19 protein-coding genes and 2 tRNA genes are annotated in these 22,221 nt (G+C 67.9%); 2 read left to right on the plus strand and 19 right to left on the minus strand.

Going from position 1 to position 22,221, the window contains the following annotated elements; all coding sequences use genetic code 11:
* Genes ACO055_RS13985 through ACO055_RS14015 form a run of 7 tightly spaced genes read right to left on the minus strand, consistent with a single transcriptional unit; the run spans position 1 to position 6,751 of the window.
* The gene (locus tag ACO055_RS13985) at positions 1 to 696 is read right to left on the minus strand and encodes a nitroreductase (RefSeq protein WP_422059486.1); all 696 of its coding nucleotides are present in this window, start codon (positions 694 to 696) and stop codon (positions 1 to 3) included.
* A complete protein-coding gene (locus ACO055_RS13990; protein ID WP_422059487.1) occupies positions 683 to 1,549 on the minus strand; it encodes an RDD family protein in 867 nt (288 codons plus the stop codon). The genes ACO055_RS13985 and ACO055_RS13990 overlap by 14 nt, the downstream gene beginning before the upstream one ends.
* Entirely contained in the window at positions 1,546 to 2,565 is a 1,020-nt protein-coding gene (locus ACO055_RS13995) for a stage II sporulation protein M (protein ID WP_422059488.1), read from the minus strand. Before ACO055_RS13995 ends, ACO055_RS13990 begins: the two co-directional genes overlap by 4 nt.
* Positions 2,562 to 3,878, minus strand: a complete 1,317-nt coding sequence (locus ACO055_RS14000; protein WP_422059489.1) for a DUF58 domain-containing protein — start codon at positions 3,876 to 3,878, stop codon at positions 2,562 to 2,564. Before ACO055_RS14000 ends, ACO055_RS13995 begins: the two co-directional genes overlap by 4 nt.
* A complete protein-coding gene (locus ACO055_RS14005; protein ID WP_422059490.1) occupies positions 3,875 to 4,840 on the minus strand; it encodes an AAA family ATPase in 966 nt (321 codons plus the stop codon). Before ACO055_RS14005 ends, ACO055_RS14000 begins: the two co-directional genes overlap by 4 nt.
* A complete protein-coding gene (locus ACO055_RS14010; RefSeq protein WP_422059491.1) occupies positions 4,830 to 6,062 on the minus strand; it encodes a DUF4350 domain-containing protein in 1,233 nt (410 codons plus the stop codon). Before ACO055_RS14010 ends, ACO055_RS14005 begins: the two co-directional genes overlap by 11 nt.
* Positions 6,059 to 6,751 carry a DUF4129 domain-containing protein gene (locus tag ACO055_RS14015; RefSeq protein WP_422059492.1) on the minus strand — a complete coding sequence of 231 codons (693 nt, stop codon included), beginning with the start codon at positions 6,749 to 6,751 and terminating at the stop codon, positions 6,059 to 6,061. The genes ACO055_RS14010 and ACO055_RS14015 overlap by 4 nt, the downstream gene beginning before the upstream one ends.
* A gap of 132 nt (positions 6,752 to 6,883) precedes the next feature.
* Here ACO055_RS14015 and ACO055_RS14020 point away from each other — a divergent pair, with 132 nt between their 5' ends.
* Positions 6,884 to 9,094 carry a dehydrogenase E1 component subunit alpha/beta gene (locus ACO055_RS14020; protein WP_422059493.1) on the plus strand — a complete coding sequence of 737 codons (2,211 nt, stop codon included), beginning with the start codon at positions 6,884 to 6,886 and terminating at the stop codon, positions 9,092 to 9,094.
* A 145-nt stretch (positions 9,095 to 9,239) separates the two neighbouring features.
* Positions 9,240 to 10,289, plus strand: a complete 1,050-nt coding sequence (locus tag ACO055_RS14025; protein ID WP_422059494.1) for an ACP S-malonyltransferase — start codon at positions 9,240 to 9,242, stop codon at positions 10,287 to 10,289.
* 42 nt (positions 10,290 to 10,331) lie between these two features.
* On the opposite strand, the gene ACO055_RS14030 is transcribed toward ACO055_RS14025, so the two are convergent.
* From ACO055_RS14030 to ACO055_RS14085, 12 genes are all read right to left on the minus strand, one after another.
* The gene (locus ACO055_RS14030; RefSeq protein WP_422059495.1) at positions 10,332 to 11,702 is read right to left on the minus strand and encodes a sensor histidine kinase; all 1,371 of its coding nucleotides are present in this window, start codon (positions 11,700 to 11,702) and stop codon (positions 10,332 to 10,334) included.
* A gap of 5 nt (positions 11,703 to 11,707) precedes the next feature.
* Positions 11,708 to 12,394, minus strand: a complete 687-nt coding sequence (locus ACO055_RS14035; protein ID WP_422059496.1) for a winged helix-turn-helix domain-containing protein — start codon at positions 12,392 to 12,394, stop codon at positions 11,708 to 11,710.
* Entirely contained in the window at positions 12,363 to 12,785 is a 423-nt protein-coding gene (locus tag ACO055_RS14040) for a PDZ domain-containing protein (protein WP_422059497.1), read from the minus strand. Before ACO055_RS14040 ends, ACO055_RS14035 begins: the two co-directional genes overlap by 32 nt.
* The gene (gene mprF, locus ACO055_RS14045) at positions 12,785 to 15,373 is read right to left on the minus strand and encodes a bifunctional lysylphosphatidylglycerol flippase/synthetase MprF (protein ID WP_422059498.1); all 2,589 of its coding nucleotides are present in this window, start codon (positions 15,371 to 15,373) and stop codon (positions 12,785 to 12,787) included. Before mprF ends, ACO055_RS14040 begins: the two co-directional genes overlap by 1 nt.
* A complete protein-coding gene (locus tag ACO055_RS14050; protein ID WP_422059499.1) occupies positions 15,370 to 15,801 on the minus strand; it encodes a DUF2147 domain-containing protein in 432 nt (143 codons plus the stop codon). The genes mprF and ACO055_RS14050 overlap by 4 nt, the downstream gene beginning before the upstream one ends.
* Positions 15,798 to 16,532 (minus strand): AcvB/VirJ family lysyl-phosphatidylglycerol hydrolase, encoded by a 735-nt coding sequence (locus ACO055_RS14055; RefSeq protein ID WP_422059500.1) that lies wholly within the window; start codon positions 16,530 to 16,532, stop codon positions 15,798 to 15,800. The genes ACO055_RS14050 and ACO055_RS14055 overlap by 4 nt, the downstream gene beginning before the upstream one ends.
* Before the next feature lie 268 nt (positions 16,533 to 16,800).
* Positions 16,801 to 17,859 carry a L,D-transpeptidase family protein gene (locus tag ACO055_RS14060; protein WP_422062473.1) on the minus strand — a complete coding sequence of 353 codons (1,059 nt, stop codon included), beginning with the start codon at positions 17,857 to 17,859 and terminating at the stop codon, positions 16,801 to 16,803.
* Between the two features lie 221 nt (positions 17,860 to 18,080).
* A tRNA-Glu gene (locus ACO055_RS14065) sits at positions 18,081 to 18,155 on the minus strand.
* A gap of 50 nt (positions 18,156 to 18,205) precedes the next feature.
* Positions 18,206 to 18,281: transfer RNA gene (locus ACO055_RS14070), tRNA-Glu, on the minus strand.
* 92 nt (positions 18,282 to 18,373) lie between these two features.
* Positions 18,374 to 20,140, minus strand: coding sequence for a single-stranded-DNA-specific exonuclease RecJ (gene recJ / locus ACO055_RS14075; RefSeq protein WP_422059501.1), 1,767 nt, complete (start codon positions 20,138 to 20,140; stop codon positions 18,374 to 18,376).
* Entirely contained in the window at positions 20,137 to 21,663 is a 1,527-nt protein-coding gene (locus ACO055_RS14080; protein WP_422059502.1) for a PH domain-containing protein, read from the minus strand. The genes recJ and ACO055_RS14080 overlap by 4 nt, the downstream gene beginning before the upstream one ends.
* The gene (locus ACO055_RS14085) at positions 21,660 to 22,187 is read right to left on the minus strand and encodes a PH domain-containing protein (protein WP_422059503.1); all 528 of its coding nucleotides are present in this window, start codon (positions 22,185 to 22,187) and stop codon (positions 21,660 to 21,662) included. Before ACO055_RS14085 ends, ACO055_RS14080 begins: the two co-directional genes overlap by 4 nt.
* Positions 22,188 to 22,221: the final 34 nt, after the last annotated feature.

The raw sequence follows: 22,221 nt of genomic DNA on the forward strand, positions 1-22,221 counted from the left end.
TCAAAATCCTTGCCAATCAATCGCTTCCTCGACCCCGACGCGCGGGACGGTCCATTGGTTCACCGCCGCCTCCTCGTCGGCATGGCCGATGGCGAGACCGGCGAACAGAATCTGGTCGTCGCCCAGACCCAGCGTTTCGCGCACCGTGGCGCCGTACATCGCCCAGCATTCCTGCGGACAGCTGGCCAGGCCATTCTCGACGAGCAGCAGCATCACCGACTGCAACCACATGCCCATGTCGGACCATTGCGGCGGACCCATGATGCGCGAGCAATGGAGGAAAAGCATTACCGGTGCGCCGAAACCCCGGTAATTCTCCACGAACTGAGCCAGGCGCCCCGCCTTGTTTTCGCGCGGGATGCCCAGCGAGGCATAGAGCGCCTCGCCGATCCCGAAACGCCGACTTTCCCACGGCTCGGTCAGCCCCTTGGGATAGATGTCATATTCGGGCTGATAGCCGTCACGCCCCATCGCGAGCCGCGCGCCGACGGCGTCCTTCACCTGCTGCCAGGGTGCGCCGGTCAGCACGGTCGCCTGCCAGGGCTGAAGGTTGCCGCCCGATGGCGCGCGCTGCGCCGCCGCGAAGATCCGCTTCAGCACCTCGGGATCGACCGGCCGGTCCGAAAAGGCGCGCACCGACCGGCGCTGGTGCAGCGCGTCGGCGACCGAGTGGGGGAGGGTGTCACTCGCTGGCATATTTATCCTCTCGTCGTTTTCCGAACAGCAGGCCGCGTTCAAGGCGGGCTTTGAGCTGGCGGTAATAGGAAAGCAGGAAGACGTCATCCTCTTCGGCGACCGGGCGGCCGATCTTGGCGCGGATCGCATCGGCTACCTCGCGCATCGCGCGCGCATCGCGGCCGCGCAGGATGCGCTCGAGTTCCTGCAGTTCGAAAATGCCATAGACCGCCAGCTCGGCGTCGCTGAACTGCATCGCCTGCGCATCGGCGGCCGTCGTGATGTCGCTGTCGAGCTTCACGCGCTGCGCCATCACGACCCACGTTCCGGCAATCAGGTCGCCCATCCGCATCCGGTCGCGGTTGAACAGCAGGAACAGGCTGAGCGTCAGCGACCAGACGACGCCGGCCAGGATCGTCCAGCCCGACACCATGTCCTCCGACGCGCCATTGCCGAGCATCATCAGCGGCAGAAACAGCTCGAGCTCGCGGATCAGGTTGCGTGCGACGACCGCGTCGGCGGTCAGCCGGCCGCCGTCGCGTGCGACGACGCGGATGCCCATCAGCCGCTTGCCCGGCGTCGCGGCGCGCGAGCCAAGCTCGAACCCGATGAACCAGAACGTCCTAAGCGCGAAAAAGCCGAGCATCCAGACGGTGTAGGCGATATCGCCGCTGCCGCCGAAGCCGACCCACACCATGAAGAGCGAGAAGAGGAACAGCACGGCGACGATGAGGATCAGGTCGACGATCAGCGCGCCGAGCCGCAAGCCCGAGCTTGCGATCCTCAGCTGGAGGTCGACCCCCTCGGGCGTGATGAACTGGCGGATTTTCTTTGCGGTCGCGTTGCGCGCCTTGGCATTGGCAGCGGCGGTCATGCGACATCCTCGCGCCGCGGGATGTAATAATAGGCGAGCCAGAAGAGCAGCATCAGCGTGCCGATGCCGTAGCGCAGCAGCGTGTCGGTGATCAGCTGGCGGCCAAAGCCCTCGAGCAGGCCGGCGACGAGCAGCATCAATATGACCCCGACCATCACCTTGCCCGCGACCCGGCCCGCATCGGACGCCGCTTCCAGCCGCCCGCGCGCGCCGGGAAAGACGACCGCCGTTCCGATCCGAAGCCCCGCCGCGCCCGATAACGCGGCGGCGAACAGCTCGGTCGTGCCATGGATGAACAGCCAGCCGCCGAAATCGACCCCCAGCCCCTTGCCCGTAAACACCGCAAGCATCGCGCCGAGACCGATCCCCTGATAATATTCGAGCATCATCGTCGGCACGCCGAATGCGAAGCCGAGCGCGAAGGACATGATCGATACGCCGCTGTTGTGCGTGAACAGGAAGGCCGCGAACATATGGAGCGCGCTTTCCTCGTCGCCGGCCGCGGCTTTGCCGTGTCCGATCGTCGATTTCAGGAACTCGACCGTCGCGCGCGGGTCGCGCCCGCCCGACATCTCTTCGGGGACGAAATTGAAATACCATTCGGGGTTGTGTGCAACGAGCGACCAGCTCGTCAGCGCGCCCAGCGTGATGATCAGCGCGATGATGATCGTCTCTTTCCACACCGACCGCACCGCGGCGGGCCAGTCGTACAGAAAGAAACGGCGCGTGCGGCTCCACCGCGTCTCGCGCACGCCATAGACGAGGAAATAGCCGCGGATCGAGAGCGCTTCCAGATGGTCGAGCAACGCCTTGTCGAGGCTGGTCGCGCGCGCGATCGACAGCGACGAGAGAGTCGCGCGATACAGGATCGGCAGTTCGAGCAATTCCTCGCTCGACAGCGCCTTGGCGCCGCGCTTCTCCAGCTTCGTGAGCAGCAGGTCGAACGCGATCCAGTCGGCCTCGCGCTCGTCGCGAAAACGGCTTGTCGAAAAGCCGGGAAGCTCGGCGGCGCTCACAGGCTGCCTGCCCGCTTGATGCCCAGATAGGCTTCGACCACGCCGGCGCCCATCGCGTCGGCGGGCACTTCCAGCACGTCGGCGCCCAGTCGCTGGAGCCGCGCGATCACCAGCTGGCGGTCGCGCAGCATCGCCGCCGCGACGTTCGATCGGGTGATGTCGGCGGCGCTTTCGGGGCGGCGGCGTTCCTCTTCCTCGACCTCGTCGTCGCGGATCACCACGAACAGCAACCGGTGCTTCTTCACCAGCCGCCCCGCGGCGCGAATCATCAGGTCGGCGCTCGTCGCGTCGGTGAATTCGGTGAACAGGATGATCAGCGAGCGGCGGTTGAGTTCGGCCGACAAGGTCATCAGCGCGAGGGTGAAATTGCTTTCGACCGGAGCATAGTCGATCTTGCTCGCCGCGCGTTGCAGCGCCGGAAAGTCCTGGATGTTCATATAGGCCGGGGTCAGCGCCTGCGGCTTTGCGGCAAAGGAAAAAAAGCTGATCCGGTCGCCGAGCTTCAATCCTGCATAGGCGAGCAGCAGCGCCGCCGACACCGCGCGGTCGACGCGCGGCATCCCGCCGACCGGCTCGGCCATCGTCCGCCCGGCGTCGATCGCCAGGACGACGCGGTTGTCGCGCTCGACGCGATATTCCTTGGCGAGCAGTTTGACGTGCCGCGCCGACGCGTTCCAGTCGATCGCGCGCCGGTCCATCCCCGGCTGATACTCGGCGAGCGCTTCATATTCGGTGCCTTCGCCGCGCAATTGCTGTTGGCGGAGGCCGAACCAGCTGTTGCGCTGGAACAGGCGGCTGCCTTCCTCGGTGACGGAGCGAAGGCTGGGCACCACGGCGATTTCGCGGCCGAGCCCGAAACGGCGCTGCTTCCAGACGAGCCCCAGCGGCCCTGCCCAGCGCAGCCACAGCGCGTCGATCATCGCCTGCCCGCGGCGCGAGGCCGCAAGCGGCAGCGTGCGGACGAGCGTATTGGTATCGACCGCTCGCACCATATCGCCCGCGAGCCGCCCGCCCGGTGCGAAACGTTCGTCGAGCGCCAGCGCGATTTCGGCATGGCGCGGCACCGATCGGCCGGTCGCCGACAGCCGCAGGTCGAACGGATCGCCGACCCCGACCTGGTGCGGCACCTGCGCATCGAGCGCCAGGCGGCGCGGATTGGCCCCCAGCATGGCGTCGAGCAGCAGCCCGAACAGAAGCAGCGCGATCCAGGCGGGCGCAGCGACCCAGAATTCGGGACGCAGCAGGCCGAGCGCCAGTGCCAGAGGTGCGCCGAGCAGCAGCAGATAAATTGCCCGGCGCGTCGGATAGATCACCGCGGCACTTCCTCGCGTTCGACCAGATCGGCGATCACTTGCTCGACGTTGCGTCCTTCGATCTCGGCGGCGGCCGACAGGATCACGCGGTGGCGCAGCACGCCTGCCGCGAGCCGCTGGACGTCGTCGGGGATCACATAGTCGCGGCCCTCCAGCGCGGCCGCGGCGCAGGCGGCACGCGCGAGCATCGTCGCGGCGCGCGGGCTGGCGCCGCATTCCAGGTCGGCGCTCGCGCGCGTCGAACGGATCAGGCGGACGATATAATCGACGACCTCCTCGGCCAGCCGCACCGTCGCGATGACGTCGATCGCCGCGCCGATCGCTTTCGCGTCGGTGATCTGCGTGACGCCGAAATCGGCCACCGCGGGGCTTTTGAAGCGCCCGCCATGATCGGCGACGATGCGCCGTTCCTCGGCGGCGTCGGGATAATCGACGACCAGCTTGAACAGGAAACGGTCGAGCTGCGCTTCGGGCAGCGGATAGACGCCCTGCTGCTCGATCGGGTTCTGCGTCGCGAGCACGGTGAAGCGCGGACTCATCGCGTGCGCCTCGCCGTTGATCGTCACGCGGCGTTCCTGCATCGCCTCCAGCAGCGCGGCCTGCGTCTTCGGCGGGGTGCGGTTGATTTCGTCGGCCAGCAGCAGCTCGGTGAAGATCGGCCCCTTGGTCAGGGTGAAGCTCGACGTCTGGAAGTTGAACAGGTTCGACCCCAATATGTCGCCGGGCATCAGGTCGGGGGTGAACTGGATGCGTCCGAAATCGAGCCCGACCGCGCGGGCAAAAGCCTGCGCAAGCAGCGTTTTCGCCGTTCCCGGCGGGCCTTCGAGCAACACATGCCCGCCCGCGAGCAACGCGATCGTCACCATCCGCGTCAGCGGCCCCTGGCCGAACACGACCTTGGCGACCTCGCTCTCGATCGCGGCGCCGAGCGCCTGGACGCTCCCGATGCTGTCAGCCGTCACGCAATAATTCCTTTCTGATGTCGTGCAGCGCCTGGGCGTCGCTCAAAAATTCATGCTTGTTTCGCGCGAGCGGCAGCCGCCGCGCGAGAGCGGAAAACAGGCTGCCGCCTTTCAGCCGCTTGTCGATCCACGCGTCGGTCGCCGCGGCGTCGAGCCCGCTCGGCGCGTGCAGCCGCCGCGCAATCGCGAGGCGCTGGCTGCGGACATAGGCGTCGGCGCCGTCGAGCTCGCGGCGGGCCTGTTTGATCAGGTCGGCGCTGTTCGCGATCAGCGCGGCTTTCGAGATCGCGATCGCGCGTTGGGGCTTCAGCGCCGGGCCGAAGCGCATCCACGCCTGCCACAATGCGAGCAGCCCCGCAGCGATCAGGCAGAGGGTGATGCCGATGAACGGCGGCACGAAAGCAAAGCGCAGCAGCGAGCGCTGGCTGCCGAAACCGTTGAGCGTGAGGTCGAACGCCAGCGCGTCGGCGCCTGCATCCTCGCCCACCGCATCGATCAGCATGGCCGCTGCCTGCGCCTTGTCGCCCGATGCAAAGGCCAGATTGTTGACGAGGTCGGGGTCGGCGAGGACATAGACATCATGCTCCTTGGCGATCGCCAGCACCGCGCCGCCGCTAGCGCCCGCGATCAGCGGAACCAGCCCGTCGCCCTTCACCGTCTGGGCATTGCCCGGAAGATAGGCCGAAAACCCGCGCCCGGCGATCTCGGCCGCGACAATCTGCTGCTTCGCGCGTGGTCCGTCGATCGCCACCTTGCCGAATATTTTCTCGGGTAGCAGGCCCTCGGGCGGTGCGATCGGGATGCCGAATCCCGCCCAGCCCGGCTTCACCGACTGGCCGGGGATCCGCATCGTCTGCCACTTCGGCAGGACGATCAGCACCGGGCCCCCGGCGGCACCGTCGAGCAGAGCCGACATCTCTTCGGGTTTGGTGCGATGCGTGGGGGTCAGGATCAGCAACGTCTCGCCACCCGAAAAGACCTCCTTGCCTTCGCGGCGGCGCAGCTCGACATCGGCGCCCGATCGTTCGAGCAAGTCGACGATCGCCGCATAGCCGGGTGCCCCCTTCGACAGCGCATGGCCCCCGCCGTCGTTGCCGCTCGACAGCTGGGGGCCGAGAGCGATCAGCGCCCACAGCGCGATGAAGGCGATCACCCCGACGATCACCACGCCGGCAATCAGCAGCGGGTTGAAGCCGCCGTTGTCGGATGCCCCGTCGCTCATGCGCGCGCCCAATTCTTCGGCACGGTCAGTTCGGCATAGGCGCTGCGGCATTCGGTCCACGCGGTCTCGTCGATCGCCCGCCCGCCGAACAGGCTGATCTCGACCGCGCGCGCGATGCGGCTGAACGCCGTGCGGGCGACCGCGGGCAAATCTTGCACCGCGGCGAGCTCGCGCGAGGTCATGGCGGGGCGAACCAGGCCGGGGCGGCGCGTCTCGATATCGTCGACGCTGCGATAGAGGAGCAGGTGGATCGCTTCGGCAAAGCGCCCCGCGGCGGCGAGCGCGTCGGCATCGGCGAGCCGCGCGCGCGCGCGCCCGGCCTCGGCCTCGCCCACGACCTCCTCTTCGGCGTCGCCGCGCTTGCGACCAAAGCGGATGGTGTCGACCCAATCGGCAAAGGAGGGCACGAAATGATAGAGGATGATCAGGAGCAGGATCGCCGCGCCGATCCAGGCGAGCGGTTTCAGCGCCGGCGCGCTCCAATCGAAGAAATCGCGCAGCCAGTCCAGATTCCAGCTCGACGGTTTGGGCGGTGGCGGCGGCGGCGGAAAGCTCGTCTGGATTTCGCCGCCCGCGATCGTCTGGCTATAGGCGGGACCCGCGAGTTCGGGATCGATCAGCCAGCCCCCGCTTCCGTCGGTGCTCGGCGCTTCGGCAGCGGCCGACGCCTGGGCGATCCACAGCGACATCATGTTGAAATTTGGAACCCGCCCCGCTCAGTCATCGCTGATCGTGGTAGCGCGAGGCCGCGCGAGAAGGCAAGAGATGCTTGCGCGCCGGAGTGCCCCGTTCTAGCGCGCGCCAATTGCGATCGATGGAGGATGTCGGTGGACGCGGCGCAGGCAGTACATGAAAAATTCCTCGCGGCGCTGGCGAGCGGATCGCTTGGCCGCAACGCCGACGCGCCCGATCCTGCGGTGATCGGCCTGTCGCGATCGGCGGCGACCGACATTTTCCTGTCGCAGTTGACCAGCCGCCAGATGGACCGGCTGTCGCGCCATCTGCAGGCGCGCGGCGAAGGCTTTTATACGATCGGATCGTCGGGGCATGAAGGCAATGCCGCGGTCGCCGCGGCGCTGCGCGTGACCGACATGGCGTTCCTTCACTATCGCTCGAACGCCTTCCAGCTGCACCGCGCGCGGCAGGTGCCGGGTGAAAGCGCGACCTGGGACATGCTGCTCAGCTTCGCGGCCTCGAGCGAGGATCCGATTTCGGGCGGACGGCACAAGGTCATCGGGTCGAAGCCGCTCAATATCCCGCCGCAGACGTCGACGATCGCTTCGCATCTGCCGAAAGCCGTCGGCGCGGCCTTCTCGATCGGCATCGCGCGCCGTAACGGCATGAAAGACCTGCCGCTGCCCGACGATGCGGTCGTGCTGACCAGCTTCGGCGACGCCTCGGCGAACCATTCGACCGCACAGGGGGCGTTCAATACCGCGGGCTGGACGGCCTTTCAGGGCTCGCCGATGCCGCTGATCTTTCTCTGCGAAGACAATGGTATCGGCATTTCGACCCGCACCCCGACGGGCTGGATCGAGGCACAGTTCCGTCACCGCGCGGGGCTGCACTATATCCAGTGCGACGGCACCGACCTCGCGTCGGCCTATGCCGGGGCCAAGGAAGCCGCCGACTATGCGCGGCGCACGCGCAAACCCGTCTTCCTCCACATGGCCACCGTGCGCCTGTACGGTCACGCCGGGTCGGATGTGCAGGGCGCCTATCTGCCCAAAGCGCTGATCGAAGCCGACGAAGCGCGCGATCCGTTGCTCGGCGGCGCGGCGCTGATGGTCGAGCAGGGCTGGATGACCCCTGCCGAAATCGCCGACGCCTATGACGGCATCGGCGCGACGCTCGCGCGGCAGGCCGAAGCCGCGATCCTGCGGCCCAAGATCACCACGACCGTCCATGTGATGGAAAGTATCGTCCCGCCGAAGCGCGAGATTGTCCGCGCGAACACGCCGTCGGCCGAAGACCGCAAGACGATGTTCGGCAGCGACGCGGGTCAGATGGACAAGCCGATGCACATGGCGCGGCTCTTGAGCTGGGCGCTCGCCGACCTGATGCTCGCGCATGAGGAAATTGTCGTCGCGGGCGAGGATGTCGGGCCCAAGGGCGGCGTCTATAATGTCACCGCAAAGCTTCACCAGCGCTTCGGTTCGGCGCGCGTCGTCAACACCCTGCTCGACGAACAGGCGATCCTCGGTCTTGCGATCGGCATGGCGCACAACGGCTTCGTCCCGATGCCCGAAATCCAGTTTCTCGCCTATGTCCACAATGCCGAGGATCAGATCCGCGGCGAGGCCGCGACCTTGAGCTTCTTCTCCGACGGACAATATACCAACCCGATGGTGATCCGCATCGCCGGGCTCGGCTACCAGAAGGGCTTCGGCGGCCATTTCCACAATGATAACAGCCTGGCGGTGTTCCGCGATATTCCGGGCGTCATTCTCGCCGTCCCGTCGAACGGACGCGACGCGGTGCACATGCTGCGCGAATGCGTCCGGCTGGCGCGCGAAGAACAGCGCGTCGTCGTCTTCGTCGAACCGATCGCGCTCTATATGACACGCGACCTTCACGAGGAAGGCGACGGCCTGTGGACCAGCGTCTATGAAGCGCCCGGCGAAGGCGCGCCGATCCGCCTCGGCGAGGTCGGCGTCCATGGCGACGGCACCGACCTGGCGATCGTCACTTATGGCAACGGCGCCTATCTCTCGCGCCAGGCCGAAAAGCGGCTCGCCGACGACGGCGTGAGGGCGCGCGTGATCGACCTGCGCTGGCTCGGCCCCGTCGATGCCGATGCGCTCGTCGCTGCGGTCGGCGAAGCCAAGCGCATCCTGATCGTCGACGAATGCCGCATCACCGGATCGCAAAGCGAGGCGCTGATGGCGCTGTTCGTCGAACGGACGCCGGACAGGAAACTCGCGCGCATCGCCGCCGACGACAGCTTCATCCCGCTGGGCCGCGCCGCGACGCTGACGCTGCCCAGCCGCGACAGCATCTACGCCGCGGCGAAGGCGCTGCTCGCGAAATGACGCCCTTTCAGCCTGTGCCCCTGCGAAGGCAGAGGCCCTTCACCGTGGCTGTCCTTCTTCACCACTGCGCGCAGGACGTCGCGACGTCGGGAGATGGGCCCCTGCCTTCGCAGGGGCACAGCGATTTTTTTGAAGGACAGGTGCCATGACTGCAGCGAAGAAAACCGCGCTCGTGGTCGCTCCCGGCCGCGGTACCTATGGCAAGGGCGAACTCGGCAGCATCGCGCGGTTGCACGGCGCCCGCTTCGCCGACCGCCTCGCGAACGTCGATGCCCAGCGCGCCGACCGCGGCCAGCCGACCGTCACCGAACTCGACGGCGCCGACCGCTTCAGCGTCGCGACGCATATGCGCGGCGATGTCGCCGCGCCGCTGATCTACACCGCGACCGCACTCGACTATCTCGGCATCGACCGCGACCGCTTCGACATCGTCGCCGTCGCCGGCAATTCGATGGGCTGGTACAGTGCGCTCGCGCTCGGCGGCGCGGTGTCGGTCGAGGACGGCTTCCGCATCGCGAACGCGATGGGGCTCAACAGCCAGACGCACGGGCCCGGCGGGCAGATTCTGTTGCAAGTGGTGGACGAGGATTGGCGCCCGGTCCCCGGCCTGCGCGACAGGCTGTCCGACCTTGTCGCCGACATCGCCGCGCGCCCCGGCCACGCGCTCGCGCTGTCGATCGACCTGGCCGGCATGCTCGTCCTTGCGGGCAATGAGGAAGGCCTTGCTGCGCTGCTCGCCGACGCGCCGCCGACCTCTGGGCGCGACCCGCTGCGCCTCGCCGGCCACGGCCCGTTCCACACGCCGCTGATGTTCGGCAGCTCGGACAAGGCAAAGGCCGAACTGCCGGTGTCGCTGTTCGGTGCGCCCGCGATCCCGATGGTCGACGGCCGCGGCCATATCTGGCGGCGCTTTTCGTCCGATCCGGCGGCGCTGTGGGATTACACTTTCGGCCACCAGATCCTCGCGCCCTATGATTTCGCGCTGTCGGTGCAGGTCGCGGTCAAGGAGTTCGCGCCCGATGTGATCATCCTGCCCGGCCCCGGCGACACGCTGGGCGGCGCGATCGCCCAATCGCTGATCGCGATCGAATGGCAGGGGATCGCCGGCAAGAGCGATTTCATGGCGCGGCAGGCGTCGGACCCGATCCTGCTCTCGATGGGCCGCGCCGAACAACGCCCGCTCGTCACGGGCTAGTGGCCTGACCCTGGCCCCGCCGCGCTCGCGGCAGCTTGGGCGTCAATCCGACGCGATCGGCAGGTGCAAGCTCACGATCATGCCATGCGGCGCGGCGCCGCCGATCGCTATCGAGCCGCCGTGCATATGCGCGATCGTCTGCGCCAGCGACAGGCCCAGCCCCGCGCCCGAACCGCCGCGCGCGGGGTCGAGCCGGACGAAACGCTTCGCCGCTTCGCCGAACTGCTCCTCGGCGATCCCGGGGCCGTCGTCGGCGACCGACAGCGCGACGCTCGCGCCGTCGCGCGTCGCCGTCAGTGCGATCGCGCTTCCGCCCGCCGCATATTTCAGCGCATTGTCGATCAGGTTCGACAGCGCGCGGAGCAGCATTTCGCGGTGTGCCACGACATCCAGGTCCGCGGGCGCGTCGACGATGATCGCAAAGCCTTCGTCCTCGGCCAGCGGGCCATAGACTTCGGCCAGGTCCTCCAGCACCGGCGCGAGCGCAAAGCGGGCAAACTGGTCGCGACCGATTCCCGCCTCGGCACGGCTGATCTCGAGCGCGGTATCGAGCAGGCGATGGAGCCCGTCGGCCTCGTCGATCGCACTCGCGAGCGCGGCGGTCGCCTGCGGCTCGCGCGTGCGGCCCAGCGCCTGCTCCAGCGTCGCCTTCATCCGCGACACCGGTGAACGCAGGTCGTGCGCCATCGAATCGGTCACCATGCGCAGTTCGCCGACCAGCGCCTCGATCCGGTCGAGCATCGCGTTGATCGACGTGCCGAGCCGGTCGAAGGCATCGCCGGTCTCGTCGCGTTCGACCCGCGCATCGAGCTTGCCGCCCGCGATCGCCGAGGCAGCGCGGGCAAAGGCATCGACGCGCCGCGCCAATATCCACGCCGCGATCGCCGCGACGACCGCAGCCAGCAGGAGGCCGGCGGCCAGCGCATAAAGGAACGCCGCCTGGCTCGCGCGCGTCAGCTGCGCCTGCGCTTCCAGCACTTCGCCGGTCAGCAGCACGCGGCCTTCGCCCAGCCGCGTCGTGACAATCCCCATCTCTTCGGCGGCCAGGCCGCCCTCGCGGAACAGGCTGATCCGCCGCCAGCGTTCGGCCGGCCCGACCGTCGCCGGCCATTGCTTCAGATTGCCGGCAAGCGGCGACCCGTCGGGGCCTTTCAGCAGCACGACGAAATTGCGGTCGTCGCGCGCTGTCAGCCGGTCGCGGATCGCCCGGACCAGGCCCGCTTCGCCTTCCTGCCGATATTCCTCGGCAAAATCGTCGCGCGCGACCTCGGCGGCGGTGCGCGCGTCGGACAGGATCGTCGCGGCGGTGAAGCGGTGGATGATGGTCAGCCCCAGCGCGAGCGCCGCGACCTGCACCAGCAGCAAGGCGAGCGCGAGCCGGAACGTCGTCGACTGGAAAAACCCCCGCGTCATGCGCGTCAGCCGGTCTTGCCGAGCATATAGCCCGCACCGCGGATCGTGTGCACCAGCGGCTTGTCGAACCCGTCGTCGACCTTGCGGCGCAGGCGGCTGACATGGACGTCGACGACATTGGTGCCGGGGTCGAAATGATATTCCCACACGCCTTCCAGCATCATCGTGCGCGTGACGACCTGTTCCTTGTGACGCAGCAGATATTCGAGCAGGCGGAACTCGCGCGGTTGCAGCTCGATCCTTTGACCCGCACGGGTCACGCGGCGGTTGAGCAGGTTCATCTCCAGATCCTCGCACGCCAGCATCGTTTCGACCTGCGTTCCCCCCGACGGTTTCGCGATCAGCAGCTTCAGCCGCGCGAGCAGCTCGGAGAAAGCGAAGGGTTTGACCAGATAGTCATTGGCGCCCGAGGTCAGTCCCTCGACCCGCGCATCGACCGCGCCGAGGTTCGACAGGATGATCACCGGCGTCGCGACCTTCGCCGCGCGCAAGGCGGCGAGCACGGCCATCCCGTCCATCCCCGGCAGCATGCGGTCGAGGATGATCGCGTCGTAACTGCCGTCGGTCGCGTGAAACAGCCCGTCGCGCCCGTCCGCGGCGTGATCGACGACGAACCCCTCGCCGGTCAGGCTCTTGACGACGAAATCCGCGGTTGTGGGGTCATCCTCGACGACGAGTATTTTCTGCGACATGCGGTTCCTTCGCGCGGGCTGGCGGCAGATGCTTATAGCGGCTCTCGCCGGCATGGCGAATATGAAGCTCGACGCCCTTCGCGGCGTCGCTCTTCACCGCGCGTGCGACGGCGGAGACCGATGCGATCGGCTTGCCGTCGATCCGGTCGATCACGTCGCCAGCGGCGATATCGGCCTTCGCCGCGGCGCTGCCGTCCTGGACGCTGGTGACGACCAGCGCGAGCGGCGCGTGCGGCGTGGGGCGCTCGGTTTCATAGGTCAGCCCCGGAATCTGCTCGCCCGGCGGGGCATAGGGCGCGGCGGCCAGATGCGCCGCCAGCGCCACCACCGCTGCGAGCATCGCCAGCAGCGCGCCGGCGGGCGGCATCGGGCGAAGCGGCACGACGTCCATCAGACCAGCACCGCGACCGGCGGCACGGCCTTTTTCTTCGCGGGCGCGCGGCTGACGATATGGTGGACCGCGGCCATGCTCTGCGCGAACGCCATGCCGCGCGGGCCGGCGATATAGCGCGGCTCCCAATGCGTCGCGAATTTTGCCTTGTAGCTGCGCAGCCCCTCGAAGCCATAGAGCATCTCGCCATGGCGAAAGACGAACGCCGCCCCGCGCGCCCAGACGGGGGCCAGCTTGCGGCCGTCGATCCCCGACAGCGGCGCGATGCCCAGCGTGAAGCGGCGATAGCCCTCGGCCTGCGCATATTGCATCAGGCGGATGAACAGAAAATCCATCACGCCATAGGGAATGGCGGCGACATGGCGCATCAGGTCGACCGACATTTCGGCACGGTTCGCTGTCGCCAGGATGTTCGCAAAAGCGACGATGCGCCCCTCGATCCGCACCACCGCGCACGGGAAATGCGCCATATAGGCGGCGTCGAAGCTGCCCAGGCTGAACGCTTTTTCGCGCTGCTTCTTCGCCGCCAGCCAGTCGTCGGACACGGCGCGCAGCTCGGCGATATGCGCGGGCACGGCGGCGGCGGGGATGATCGCGAACGCGGCGCCGTCCTGCACCGCGCGGCGCTCGGCGTGGCGCAGCGACTTGGCCTGCGGACCTTCCAGCGTGAAGTCGTCGAGTTCGACGCGTGCTTCCTCGCCATATTTGACGATCGACAGGCCCAGGTCGATGGCATGCGGCAGGCAGCGGCTGCCGATCTGATACAGCAGGATGCGCCCCTGCGCGGCGTCGGCCTTTTCGCGCAGCTTCCACAACAGGTCGGACCAGCGCGCTTCATTGCCGACCGGATCGCCCATCATGATCCAGTTCGCCCCCTGGGCGCGGTACATCAGGAACGCGTCGCCTTCGTCGGCGAGCAGGAAGCGCTTGTCGCCGGTAAACGCCAGGAACGCATCGGTCTGGTCGGCCAGCGCGAGCGCCGGTTCGAGCTGGTCGAAGTTCACCGCGCTGCTGCGCCCGCTGCGCCCCGACGGCGCGAACAGCCGCCACAGCGCCAGTCCCGCGAGCAGCACCGCGATGCCGAACAAGGTGCGCAGGAACCGCGGGGCATCGCCGCGCAGGCTGAACTGCCACCACAGGCTGCTGTCATAGGCGACATGCTTGTACGCGAAGAAACCCGCGAACGTCGCGGCCAGTATCGCGGTCAGCGCTGCGGCGATCCACCCGGTCGACAGCGGCGCATCGATCAGCGCGGTCTGGCGATAAAAGGCGGCGCGGCTCCATTGCAGCGCGGCGGCGATCCCGGACAGGATCAGCGCTTCCTCATAATCGAACCCCTTCGCGAGCGAGAAGAGGATCGCGGCGACGATCAGCGCGCGCGTCGCGACGAACGCACCGTCGAGGCGACGGAGCAGGCCGGGCGCGAGGAACAGCAGCAAGGTCCCGGCCAGGCTCGCCGCGAGGTGCGAGGCTTCGACGAAGGGCAGCGGAATGAAATGCTTGAGGTCGTGCATGCGCGCCGCATCGGCCGGCGTCGATCCCGAAAACAGCAGGATCAGCCCGCCGGCGAAGACGAGCGCGGCGAGCAGGGACGGCGCCAGTTCGCGCAGCAACGACTGGCCCGCCGCGGCAAGATCCTTTGCCGGCGCGTGCCACGCGCGGCCTTCGTGCCACGCCAGCAACAGCGCGGCGAGCAGCAGGGGCAGCAGATAATAGATGACGCGGTACGCGAGCAGCGCGGCGAGCAATTGCGCCTTGTCGCCGGGGACGGTCGCGATCACCACCGCCTCGAACACCCCCAGCCCGCCCGGCACATGGCTGATCAACGCCGCGATGATCGCGAGCGCATAGCCGAGGAAGAACAGCGGATAGGCCGATGCGTCGGGCGCCGGGAGCAGGACATAGAGCGCCGCGCTCGCCGCGGCGAGGTCGAGCGCCGCCACCAGCGTCATCGACGCGCTCATCGCTGGGCCGGGGAGCGGCGTGCGCCAGCCGCCGATCTCGACCGCCTCCAGCCCGAAATGGCGCAGCAACAGCGGCATGAAACACACGGTAATCGTCACCAGCCCCGCGACATGCAGCCAGTGAAGCGAGAGATCCCAGTGGAAAAAAGGCAATATCCGCGCACTAACCCCCCCCGCGACCCCGGCGAGCAGGATGACCCCGTTCCAGAAGCTGAGGCTGGCAAGCGCGATCACGCTGCCGATCTCGCCGCCGCCCAGCCCCGCGGCGCGATAGACGCGATAACGCGCCGACCCGCCGGTGAGCAAGGCAAGGCCCAGATTATGGCTGAGCGTATAGCTGGTGAACGAGGCCAACGCCGCTGTGCGCCACGGCAGGGGCCGCCCCAGCACTTTCAGCGCGAAGCTGTCGTAAAGTGTCAGGAGCAGATAGCTCGCGGCGGTCAGCGCCAGCGCCCCTGCGACCTGCGCTGCCGACAGCGCTTCGAAGGCCTGGCGGATCGCGCGCGGGCGGACCGAATGGAGCAGCCCGAACAGCGCCGTGAAGCCGATCGCGGCGACGATCAGCGCCGCGAGGATTGACACCAGCCGCTTGTGCGCGCGGCTCCAGGCGAAGAGGCCGGTCATTGCCGCGTCCAGTCCTGCCGCTTGCACAGTAGCCCGCCCAGGATGCAGCCGGAAATGCGGATATCGTTCGGCCCCTTCTCCTCGATCGTCGAATAGAAACGGCGGCCTTGGTCGGGGACATAGACCTGCCCCGTCCAGCGCCCCGCGCCGCTGCGCCGATAGTCGCTGAGCAATTCGGTGCCGATCAGCGACGACACGCCCGCGTCGCGCGCGTCTGCCATCGCCTTCGCGCTCGCCCAGACGACATTGCCGCAAAGCTGCTGGCCGCCGCACAGTCGCGTGCGGACGCGCAGCGTGCCCTTGGGGTTCTGCCAGATGCCGATCGGCGAAGTGGGCGCCGCCGGCATCGCGGTCGCCGAAGCAGCGAGCGCCAACGGCATCATGGCGGCCGACGCGGCGAGTGCCAACGCCATCGCTATCATTTTCATTGCACACCCTCCGTGGCTTGCGCGATCGCGGGCAGGATCGCCGCGGTCAGCGCTGCATCGTCAAAGTTCAACCGGTGCCCGCCGGGCATCTCGATCTTGTCGACGTTCGGCAGCGTCAGTTCAGGACAGAGGCTGCTTGTTTCTTTTGCCCCCCAGATGCAGGTAACGGGCACCCAGCCGAGCTTCGCCGCGGTCGGCAGCGCCAGCGCATCGGGGGTTTCAAGCCCGGCCAGTTCGATGGGCGAGGCGCGAAAGATGATGTCGTGTCCGGGAACGACGAGCACGACCGCGCGGATCGGCGCCCGCGCCGCCGGGCCCATCTCGGCCAGCCCGGCGTGCAGCATGTCGGCGCCGAACGACTGGCCGATCAGCACGACATGGTCTGTCTTTCCCAGCGTTTCGGCGCGCTGCATCGCTCCCGCGATCAACGCCGCGGCTTCGGCGGCGGTGCGGCGCGGCGAAAAGAAGGACAGGCTGTTCACTGTCACCACGGCATAGCCGCGCGCGTTGAGCCGCGCCGCGACCTTGGGCGTCATCCCGACGCGGTCGCCCATATCGCCCGACAGCATGACGATCGCGGGCCGGTCTGCCCCGGCACTCGCCGCCGGCATGTCGCGAAAGATATCGTGCCGGTAATATCCGGCATAGACATAATAGCCTGCGCAGCCGAGCAGGATCAGCAGCAGGAGAGCGAGTCCCGCCGTGCCGCGCGATAGCTTCAGCCTGTTCATGCCCTTGATCATGCGCCCGGCATAGCGGTGCGCGCGTCTCCGCAAGCTGACGCGCGGATTACGACTTTGTCATGTGGCGGTCATCCGCCGGATGGATGGCGATGCCTAGAAAGGTCGTGCCCGGAGCGAATGCTCCCCGGCGACCCGACCAGGGCCGCACGGACTGAAACCCGGCACCCGCCAGTCCGATGCGACCTGCATCCGGCCAGCTCTTCCTCCCCCCGTTGCAAGAGCTGGCCGGTTTGTCGTTCGGGCGCCTCACGCTGGGTCAGGGTTGAAGCTTGGCGGGGGTCCCGGGCTTCACCATCGCGGCCAGTCGCGCGGCGTCCCAGTTGGTCAGGCGGATGCACCCGTGGCTTTCGGCGCGGCCGATCGTCTGCGGCTCGCTGGTCCCGTGAATGCCGTAATGCGGCTTGTTGAGATCGAGCCAGACGACGCCGACCGGGCTGTTCGGGCCGGGTTTCAAAAGCTGCGCGTCCTTCGCATTGCTGACATCCCAGAACAGCTTGGGATTATAGTGGAAGTCGGGATTGCGGCTGACCCCCTGAATCTTCCAGTCGCCGATCGGCAGCGGGTCCTTGCTGCTCCCCATCGTCGCCGGAAACTGCGCGATCAGTCTGTCGTCGGCACCATAGACTTTGAGCACGCCTTCGGACTTGTCGACGACGATCTTCTCGGCCTTCGGCTGATCGGGCGCAACACCCAGGCGCTGCAAAGTGTCGGCCCATCCGCGCGCATCGTCGCCCGGCGGGGCGGCGGGGGCATTGGGAATATTGGGCACGCGGATCGGCTTGCCGGCGCCGACCGGCGTCTCGGGCGTGTTGAGCGCGACGATCGCCTCGGGCGTGGTGTGGAACCGCTCGGCCAGCGCTTCCATCAGATTGCGGTAACCCAGCGCGGGCAGTTTGGCCTGTTCTGCTGCATCGGATGGAAAGTCGGGGAGGAAGGGGCCGGCGGCGAAGGCGGCGGGGATCACTACCACCCGCGTGGCCGGAATATTGTTCCCTTGCGGCAACTTCGCCAGCGTCGCTGCGTCGAGCTTGCCGCTCTCGGGCAGGTCGTTCGCTGCCTGAAAACCCCGCAACGCGGCGCGATAGGATTCGCCCTCCTTGCCGTCGATCACCCCGGGCGAGAAGCCGAGATGGTCGAGCAACACCTGCGCGCGAAGCGCCGGTGTCTCCGAAATCGCGGAGGCTGTGCTCTTGGCGTCCGCGAAATCGAGCGTCGGCGCGGCGGGCTTGGCGGCTTTCGATGCCGTCGCTTCCTCGCGTTCGGTCGATGCATTGCATCCGCCGAGCAGCGCGACGGCGACGAAATAGGGTGCAATTTTCAACGCTTGATCCTCTTGTTCCGATAAGGACCAAACGTCGAAGCCGTTGAAAGGATGCCCGCTCAGCGCTGCGGCCCGGCGGCGATCCCGATCAGCCGGGAGTGCATCATGCTCTCCCGCAGTCGTGGTTGGTGACCCCTACGGGAATCGAACCCCGGTGGGTCGGCTGTTGCCGATCCACCCGACGCGGAATCACGGGTTCGTGAGGCAGTCGTGGTTGGTGACCCCTACGGGAATCGAACCCGTGTTTCAGCCGTGAGAGGGCCGCGTCCTGACCGCTAGACGAAGGGGCCTTATGGTCGGTGATGGTCGAGAATCGCGGGCCGACCGCCCGCTTGACCGATGGTGACCCCTACGGGACTCGAACCCGTGTTTTCGCCGTGAAAGGGCGACGTCCTAGACCGCTAGACGAAGGGGCCGTCTGATCGGTGAAGCGGCGCCTTAGACTCGGCGGTTCAAGCGGTCAAGCGCAGCGGCACCGGGCCGCGCAAAAATATTGCGCGGACCCGCCTCAATCTGCCCAGGCTGCGTCCTCGAGGTGCAGCTCGGCGGCGGGGCGACTGCCCCAATCGTCCCGTTTCGCGCGGCCCGCAAGCCACAGCTTGCGCCCGCGTGCATTCAGCAAGGTCTGCCCCAATTCGGTCTCGGCGTTGCGAAAGGCGATCGCCTTGAACCGGCCGCCGTCCTCGCCTGCGACGATCAGGCGGAGGTGGTCGGTGCCGACGATCCCCGATTCGACGATGCGCACCGGCCCCGTCGCGACGCGCGGTGCGGGCCAGCCGGCGCCATAGGGGCCCGCGCTCTCGATCGCTTCGCACCAAAGGGGATTGATCCCGCGCGGTGCGAGCACGGCGTCGATCAACAGCGATTTGTCACCGCTCGCCCGCTCGACATCGACGGCCAGTCGCTCGTTCAGGAACGCGCCGAGCGCATCGATCTGATCGGCCTTCACCGTCAGCCCCGCCGCCATCGCATGCCCGCCCCCCGCGACCAGCAGCCCGCTTTCCTTCGCGGCGAGGATCGCGGCGCCCAGGTCGACGCCGCTGATCGATCGGCCAGACCCTTTGCCGGTGCCGTCGTCGTCGAGCGCGATCACGATCGCCGGGCGATGGAGCTTTTCCTTCAGCCGCCCGGCGACGATCCCGATCACGCCGGGGTGCCAGCCCTGCCCCGCCACGATGGCGACCGGCGCGTTGGCGCACGCCGCGCTCGCTGCCATCGCTTCGTCGAGGACGCCCGCCTCGATCGCGCGCCGCTCTTCGTTGAGCCGGTTGAGCTCGACCGCGATATCGGCGGCCTCCTGCGGGTCGTTCGTGGTGAGCAGCCGCACGCCCAGGTCGGATTTGCCGACGCGCCCGCCGGCGTTGATGCGCGGACCCAGCGCAAAGCCCATGTCGCTGGCGGTCGGCGGCTTGGTCAGCCGCGCCGCATCCATCAGCGCCGCCATGCCGATATTACCGCGCCGCGCCATCACCTTCAGTCCCTGCGTCACCAGCGCACGGTTGAACCCGGTCAGCCGCGCGACGTCGGCGACGGTGCCGAGCGCGACCAGGTCGAGCAACTCGATCAGCGACGGCTCGGCGCGGCTGCCGAAATAGCCGCGCGCGCGCAGCGTCCGGAGCAGCGCCGCGCCCAGCAGGAATGCGACCCCGACGGCCGCCAGATTGCCGTGGACCGCGGCCTCGGGTTCTTCGTCGAGCCGGTTCGGATTCACCAGCGCGAGCGCGGCGGGCAGGGTGGTCGCGCATTGGTGATGGTCGACGACGATCACCTCGACCCCCGCGGCATTGGCTTCGGCGATCGCGTCGAACGCTTGCGCGCCGCAATCGACGGTGACGACGAGCTTCGATCCTGCCTCGCCGATCTTGACGAGCGCGGCGCCCGAGGGGCCATAGCCTTCCATCAGGCGGTCGGGGATATAGGCGCCGACGGGCACGTCGAGCGCGCGGAGCAGGCGGACGAGCAGCGCGGCCGAGGTCGCGCCGTCGACGTCATAATCGCCGAAGATCGTCACCGCTTCGCGCTTTTCGACCGCGTCTGCGATCCGCGCCGCAGCGGTCTCCATGTCGCGGAACAGCGACGGGTCGGGCATGAAACCGCGCAGCGTCGGGACGCGCTGGCGCTCGATGTCGTCGCGCGCGACGCCGCGCGCCATCAGCAATTGCGTCACCAGATCGTCGGGAGCCAGGCTTTCGCCGCCCATTTCCGCACTCGTCCGCCGCCAGTGCCACGGTTGACCCAGGATCGAACGCGTGATGCCGAGCGCGGCGTCGGTCATGCGCGCGCGCCGCTGGCCAGGATGCGCGCGCGCAAATCCTGCGCCGTCGCCAGCGGGATCGCCGGAATCTCGTGGCTCGCCAGGCTGCTGCCGCCGGGTACGCCGAAAACGAGCGTTGCCAGGCCCAGCGGGCGGAGAAGGAAGTCGGTCTTCAGATCGACGCTCTGCACCGACGCGTGCGGCAGCAAGGTCATCCTGGGCTTCCACACGCCGCGGCGGATCGCGACGAGCGTGCCGACGTCGGCCCAGCGGTGATAGCGCGCGGCCCACAGGGCGATCAGCGCGATCAGCGGCGCCGCGACCAGCCCCAGCCAGCCGACGGCATTGCCGAGATACAGCGCAACCCCGCCGCCGATCGTCGCGGCGGTCGCGCCGATGATCGGGCCGAGCGCGACGATATGGTGGCTGTGCTGCCACGGCTGCGCGTCGTCGGGCCGAACGATCGCGACTTCGCTGAGCACCGGGTCGATCTCGCCCAGCTTGCCGAAGGGGACGACCTGATGCTCCTTTTCCTTGCCGCCGTCGCTCGCCAGGCTCTGGAGGCGAAGCTCGTGCCAGCCGAAGCGCTTGCGAAACCAGCCGGTGACGACGATCGCCGCCTGCACGCGCTTCACCGGCACCGCGACGTCGGTGCGCGTCGTCAGCCCGCGCGTCCGGCGCAGCGCGCGCGGTTCGCGCGTCAGGCGGAAATCCCAGTTCGCAAAGGCCATCGTCGCGATACCGCTCGCAAAGCCGATGAACAGCAAGGAGATCGCCGCGCCTACCCCCGCGATCCAGCGATGCGCGAGCAGCCAGGTGTCGAGGCCATAGCCTTCGGCGACGTCGATCCAGTCCATCGGGTTGAAGATGTTGAAATCGAACGGCAGCAGATTGTCAAAGAACTGCATGCCCGCGCCGACCACGGCGAGTGCGGCGAGCGAAAAGTTGAACAGCCCGGCAGTCAGCAACCGGCGCGGCCCCATCGCGAAGAGCAGCCTGTCGTCGGCCGCCGCGGGTGCCGCTTCGGGCGTGTCCGCAGCGACCGGCGGCGCAACGACCGGGGCGCTGCGATGCGAGCGGATCGTCGTGCGCAGCGCCTGCGCGGCGTCCAGCCCGATCGCGTCGAGATGCGCATCATTTTCCTTGCCACCGCCCGCGCCGGTCTCGAATCCGACCTTGGCGATCCCCAGCGCCCGCGCCACCAGACCCTGTTCGATGCTGACGTCCTGGATGCGGTCGAACGGGATGGTGCGATGCTGGCGCGAAAGGACTCCGCTTTCGATCACCACCTCGTCGGCGCTGACCGCAAAGCGAAAGCGCAGCCACTGGAACCAGGCCGCGAGCAGCGAGATCAGAAGAAAGGCCAGCAGGGCAGGGACGATATAGATCCAGTTGCCCGTAAAGCCGAGCGCTGCGAGCGCGGGCAGGAAGTTGAACGAGCGCGGTCCCAGCTTGACGATCGCGAGCGCCAGCGTCGCGGGATGCAGCCGCTGCCAGTGTGGCTCTTCGCTTTGCATCGCGGGCGCGGCGGCGACCTCGCTCATGCGAAATCGGTCTGGATATGACGGCGGATCGTCTCGCGCATCGTGGCAGCAAGGTCCGATGGGAGCCCCGGCAAGGTCACGGTGCTGTTGTGCGTGCCGGAGGTGTGGACGACCAGATGCGACAGGCCGAACAGGCGCTCGACCGGCCCCTGACCGACGTCGATATGCTGGACGCGCACGAACGGGACGATCGTGTCGGTGCGGAACAGCCAGCCGCGCGCGACGCGCAGCTGGCCTTCGCCGATCTTGTAGCCCCAGCGCGCGACGCGCCGCGCGGGCAGCGTGACGATCGCGATGATCGCGAGCAGCCAGGCCAGGGTCGTGACCAGCCCGTATGGCCCGCCGATTTCGGGCATCAGGAAAAAATCGAACACGCTCGCGGCTATCGCGATCGGGATCAGGTTGAGCGCGGTGGTGATCCGGACGACATGGCCATAGGAGGGATCGACCGGATCGAGCCCTTCCGCGGCGTTGAGCGCGTCGGGAGCGAAGGGGTCGGCGGGCGCAGCGGGGGTGTCGGTCATGATACGGCCTTTAGAGTGTGATCGGTCGGGACTG

It is taken from the genome of Sphingopyxis sp. (genome assembly GCF_965227415.1).
In the GTDB taxonomy this organism is placed as follows: domain Bacteria; phylum Pseudomonadota; class Alphaproteobacteria; order Sphingomonadales; family Sphingomonadaceae; genus Sphingopyxis.

Excerpts from the sequence above, each read along its gene's own strand:
- ACO055_RS13985 (WP_422059486.1), bottom strand. The coding sequence starts at position 696 with ATGCCAGCGAGTGACACCCTCCCCCACTCGGTCGCCGACGCGCTGCAC.
- ACO055_RS13990 (WP_422059487.1), bottom strand. The coding sequence starts at position 1,549 with ATGACCGCCGCTGCCAATGCCAAGGCGCGCAACGCGACCGCAAAGAAA.
- ACO055_RS14010 (WP_422059491.1), bottom strand. The coding sequence starts at position 6,062 with ATGAGCGACGGGGCATCCGACAACGGCGGCTTCAACCCGCTGCTGATT.
- ACO055_RS14015 (WP_422059492.1), bottom strand. The coding sequence starts at position 6,751 with ATGTCGCTGTGGATCGCCCAGGCGTCGGCCGCTGCCGAAGCGCCGAGC.
- ACO055_RS14020 (WP_422059493.1), top strand. The coding sequence starts at position 6,884 with ATGTCGGTGGACGCGGCGCAGGCAGTACATGAAAAATTCCTCGCGGCG.
- ACO055_RS14025 (WP_422059494.1), top strand. The coding sequence starts at position 9,240 with ATGACTGCAGCGAAGAAAACCGCGCTCGTGGTCGCTCCCGGCCGCGGT.
- ACO055_RS14030 (WP_422059495.1), bottom strand. The coding sequence starts at position 11,702 with ATGACGCGGGGGTTTTTCCAGTCGACGACGTTCCGGCTCGCGCTCGCC.
- ACO055_RS14035 (WP_422059496.1), bottom strand. The coding sequence starts at position 12,394 with ATGTCGCAGAAAATACTCGTCGTCGAGGATGACCCCACAACCGCGGAT.
- ACO055_RS14040 (WP_422059497.1), bottom strand. The coding sequence starts at position 12,785 with ATGGACGTCGTGCCGCTTCGCCCGATGCCGCCCGCCGGCGCGCTGCTG.
- mprF (WP_422059498.1), bottom strand. The coding sequence starts at position 15,373 with ATGACCGGCCTCTTCGCCTGGAGCCGCGCGCACAAGCGGCTGGTGTCA.
- ACO055_RS14050 (WP_422059499.1), bottom strand. The coding sequence starts at position 15,801 with ATGAAAATGATAGCGATGGCGTTGGCACTCGCCGCGTCGGCCGCCATG.
- ACO055_RS14055 (WP_422059500.1), bottom strand. The coding sequence starts at position 16,532 with ATGAACAGGCTGAAGCTATCGCGCGGCACGGCGGGACTCGCTCTCCTG.
- recJ (WP_422059501.1), bottom strand. The coding sequence starts at position 20,140 with ATGACCGACGCCGCGCTCGGCATCACGCGTTCGATCCTGGGTCAACCG.
- ACO055_RS14080 (WP_422059502.1), bottom strand. The coding sequence starts at position 21,663 with ATGAGCGAGGTCGCCGCCGCGCCCGCGATGCAAAGCGAAGAGCCACAC.
- ACO055_RS14085 (WP_422059503.1), bottom strand. The coding sequence starts at position 22,187 with ATGACCGACACCCCCGCTGCGCCCGCCGACCCCTTCGCTCCCGACGCG.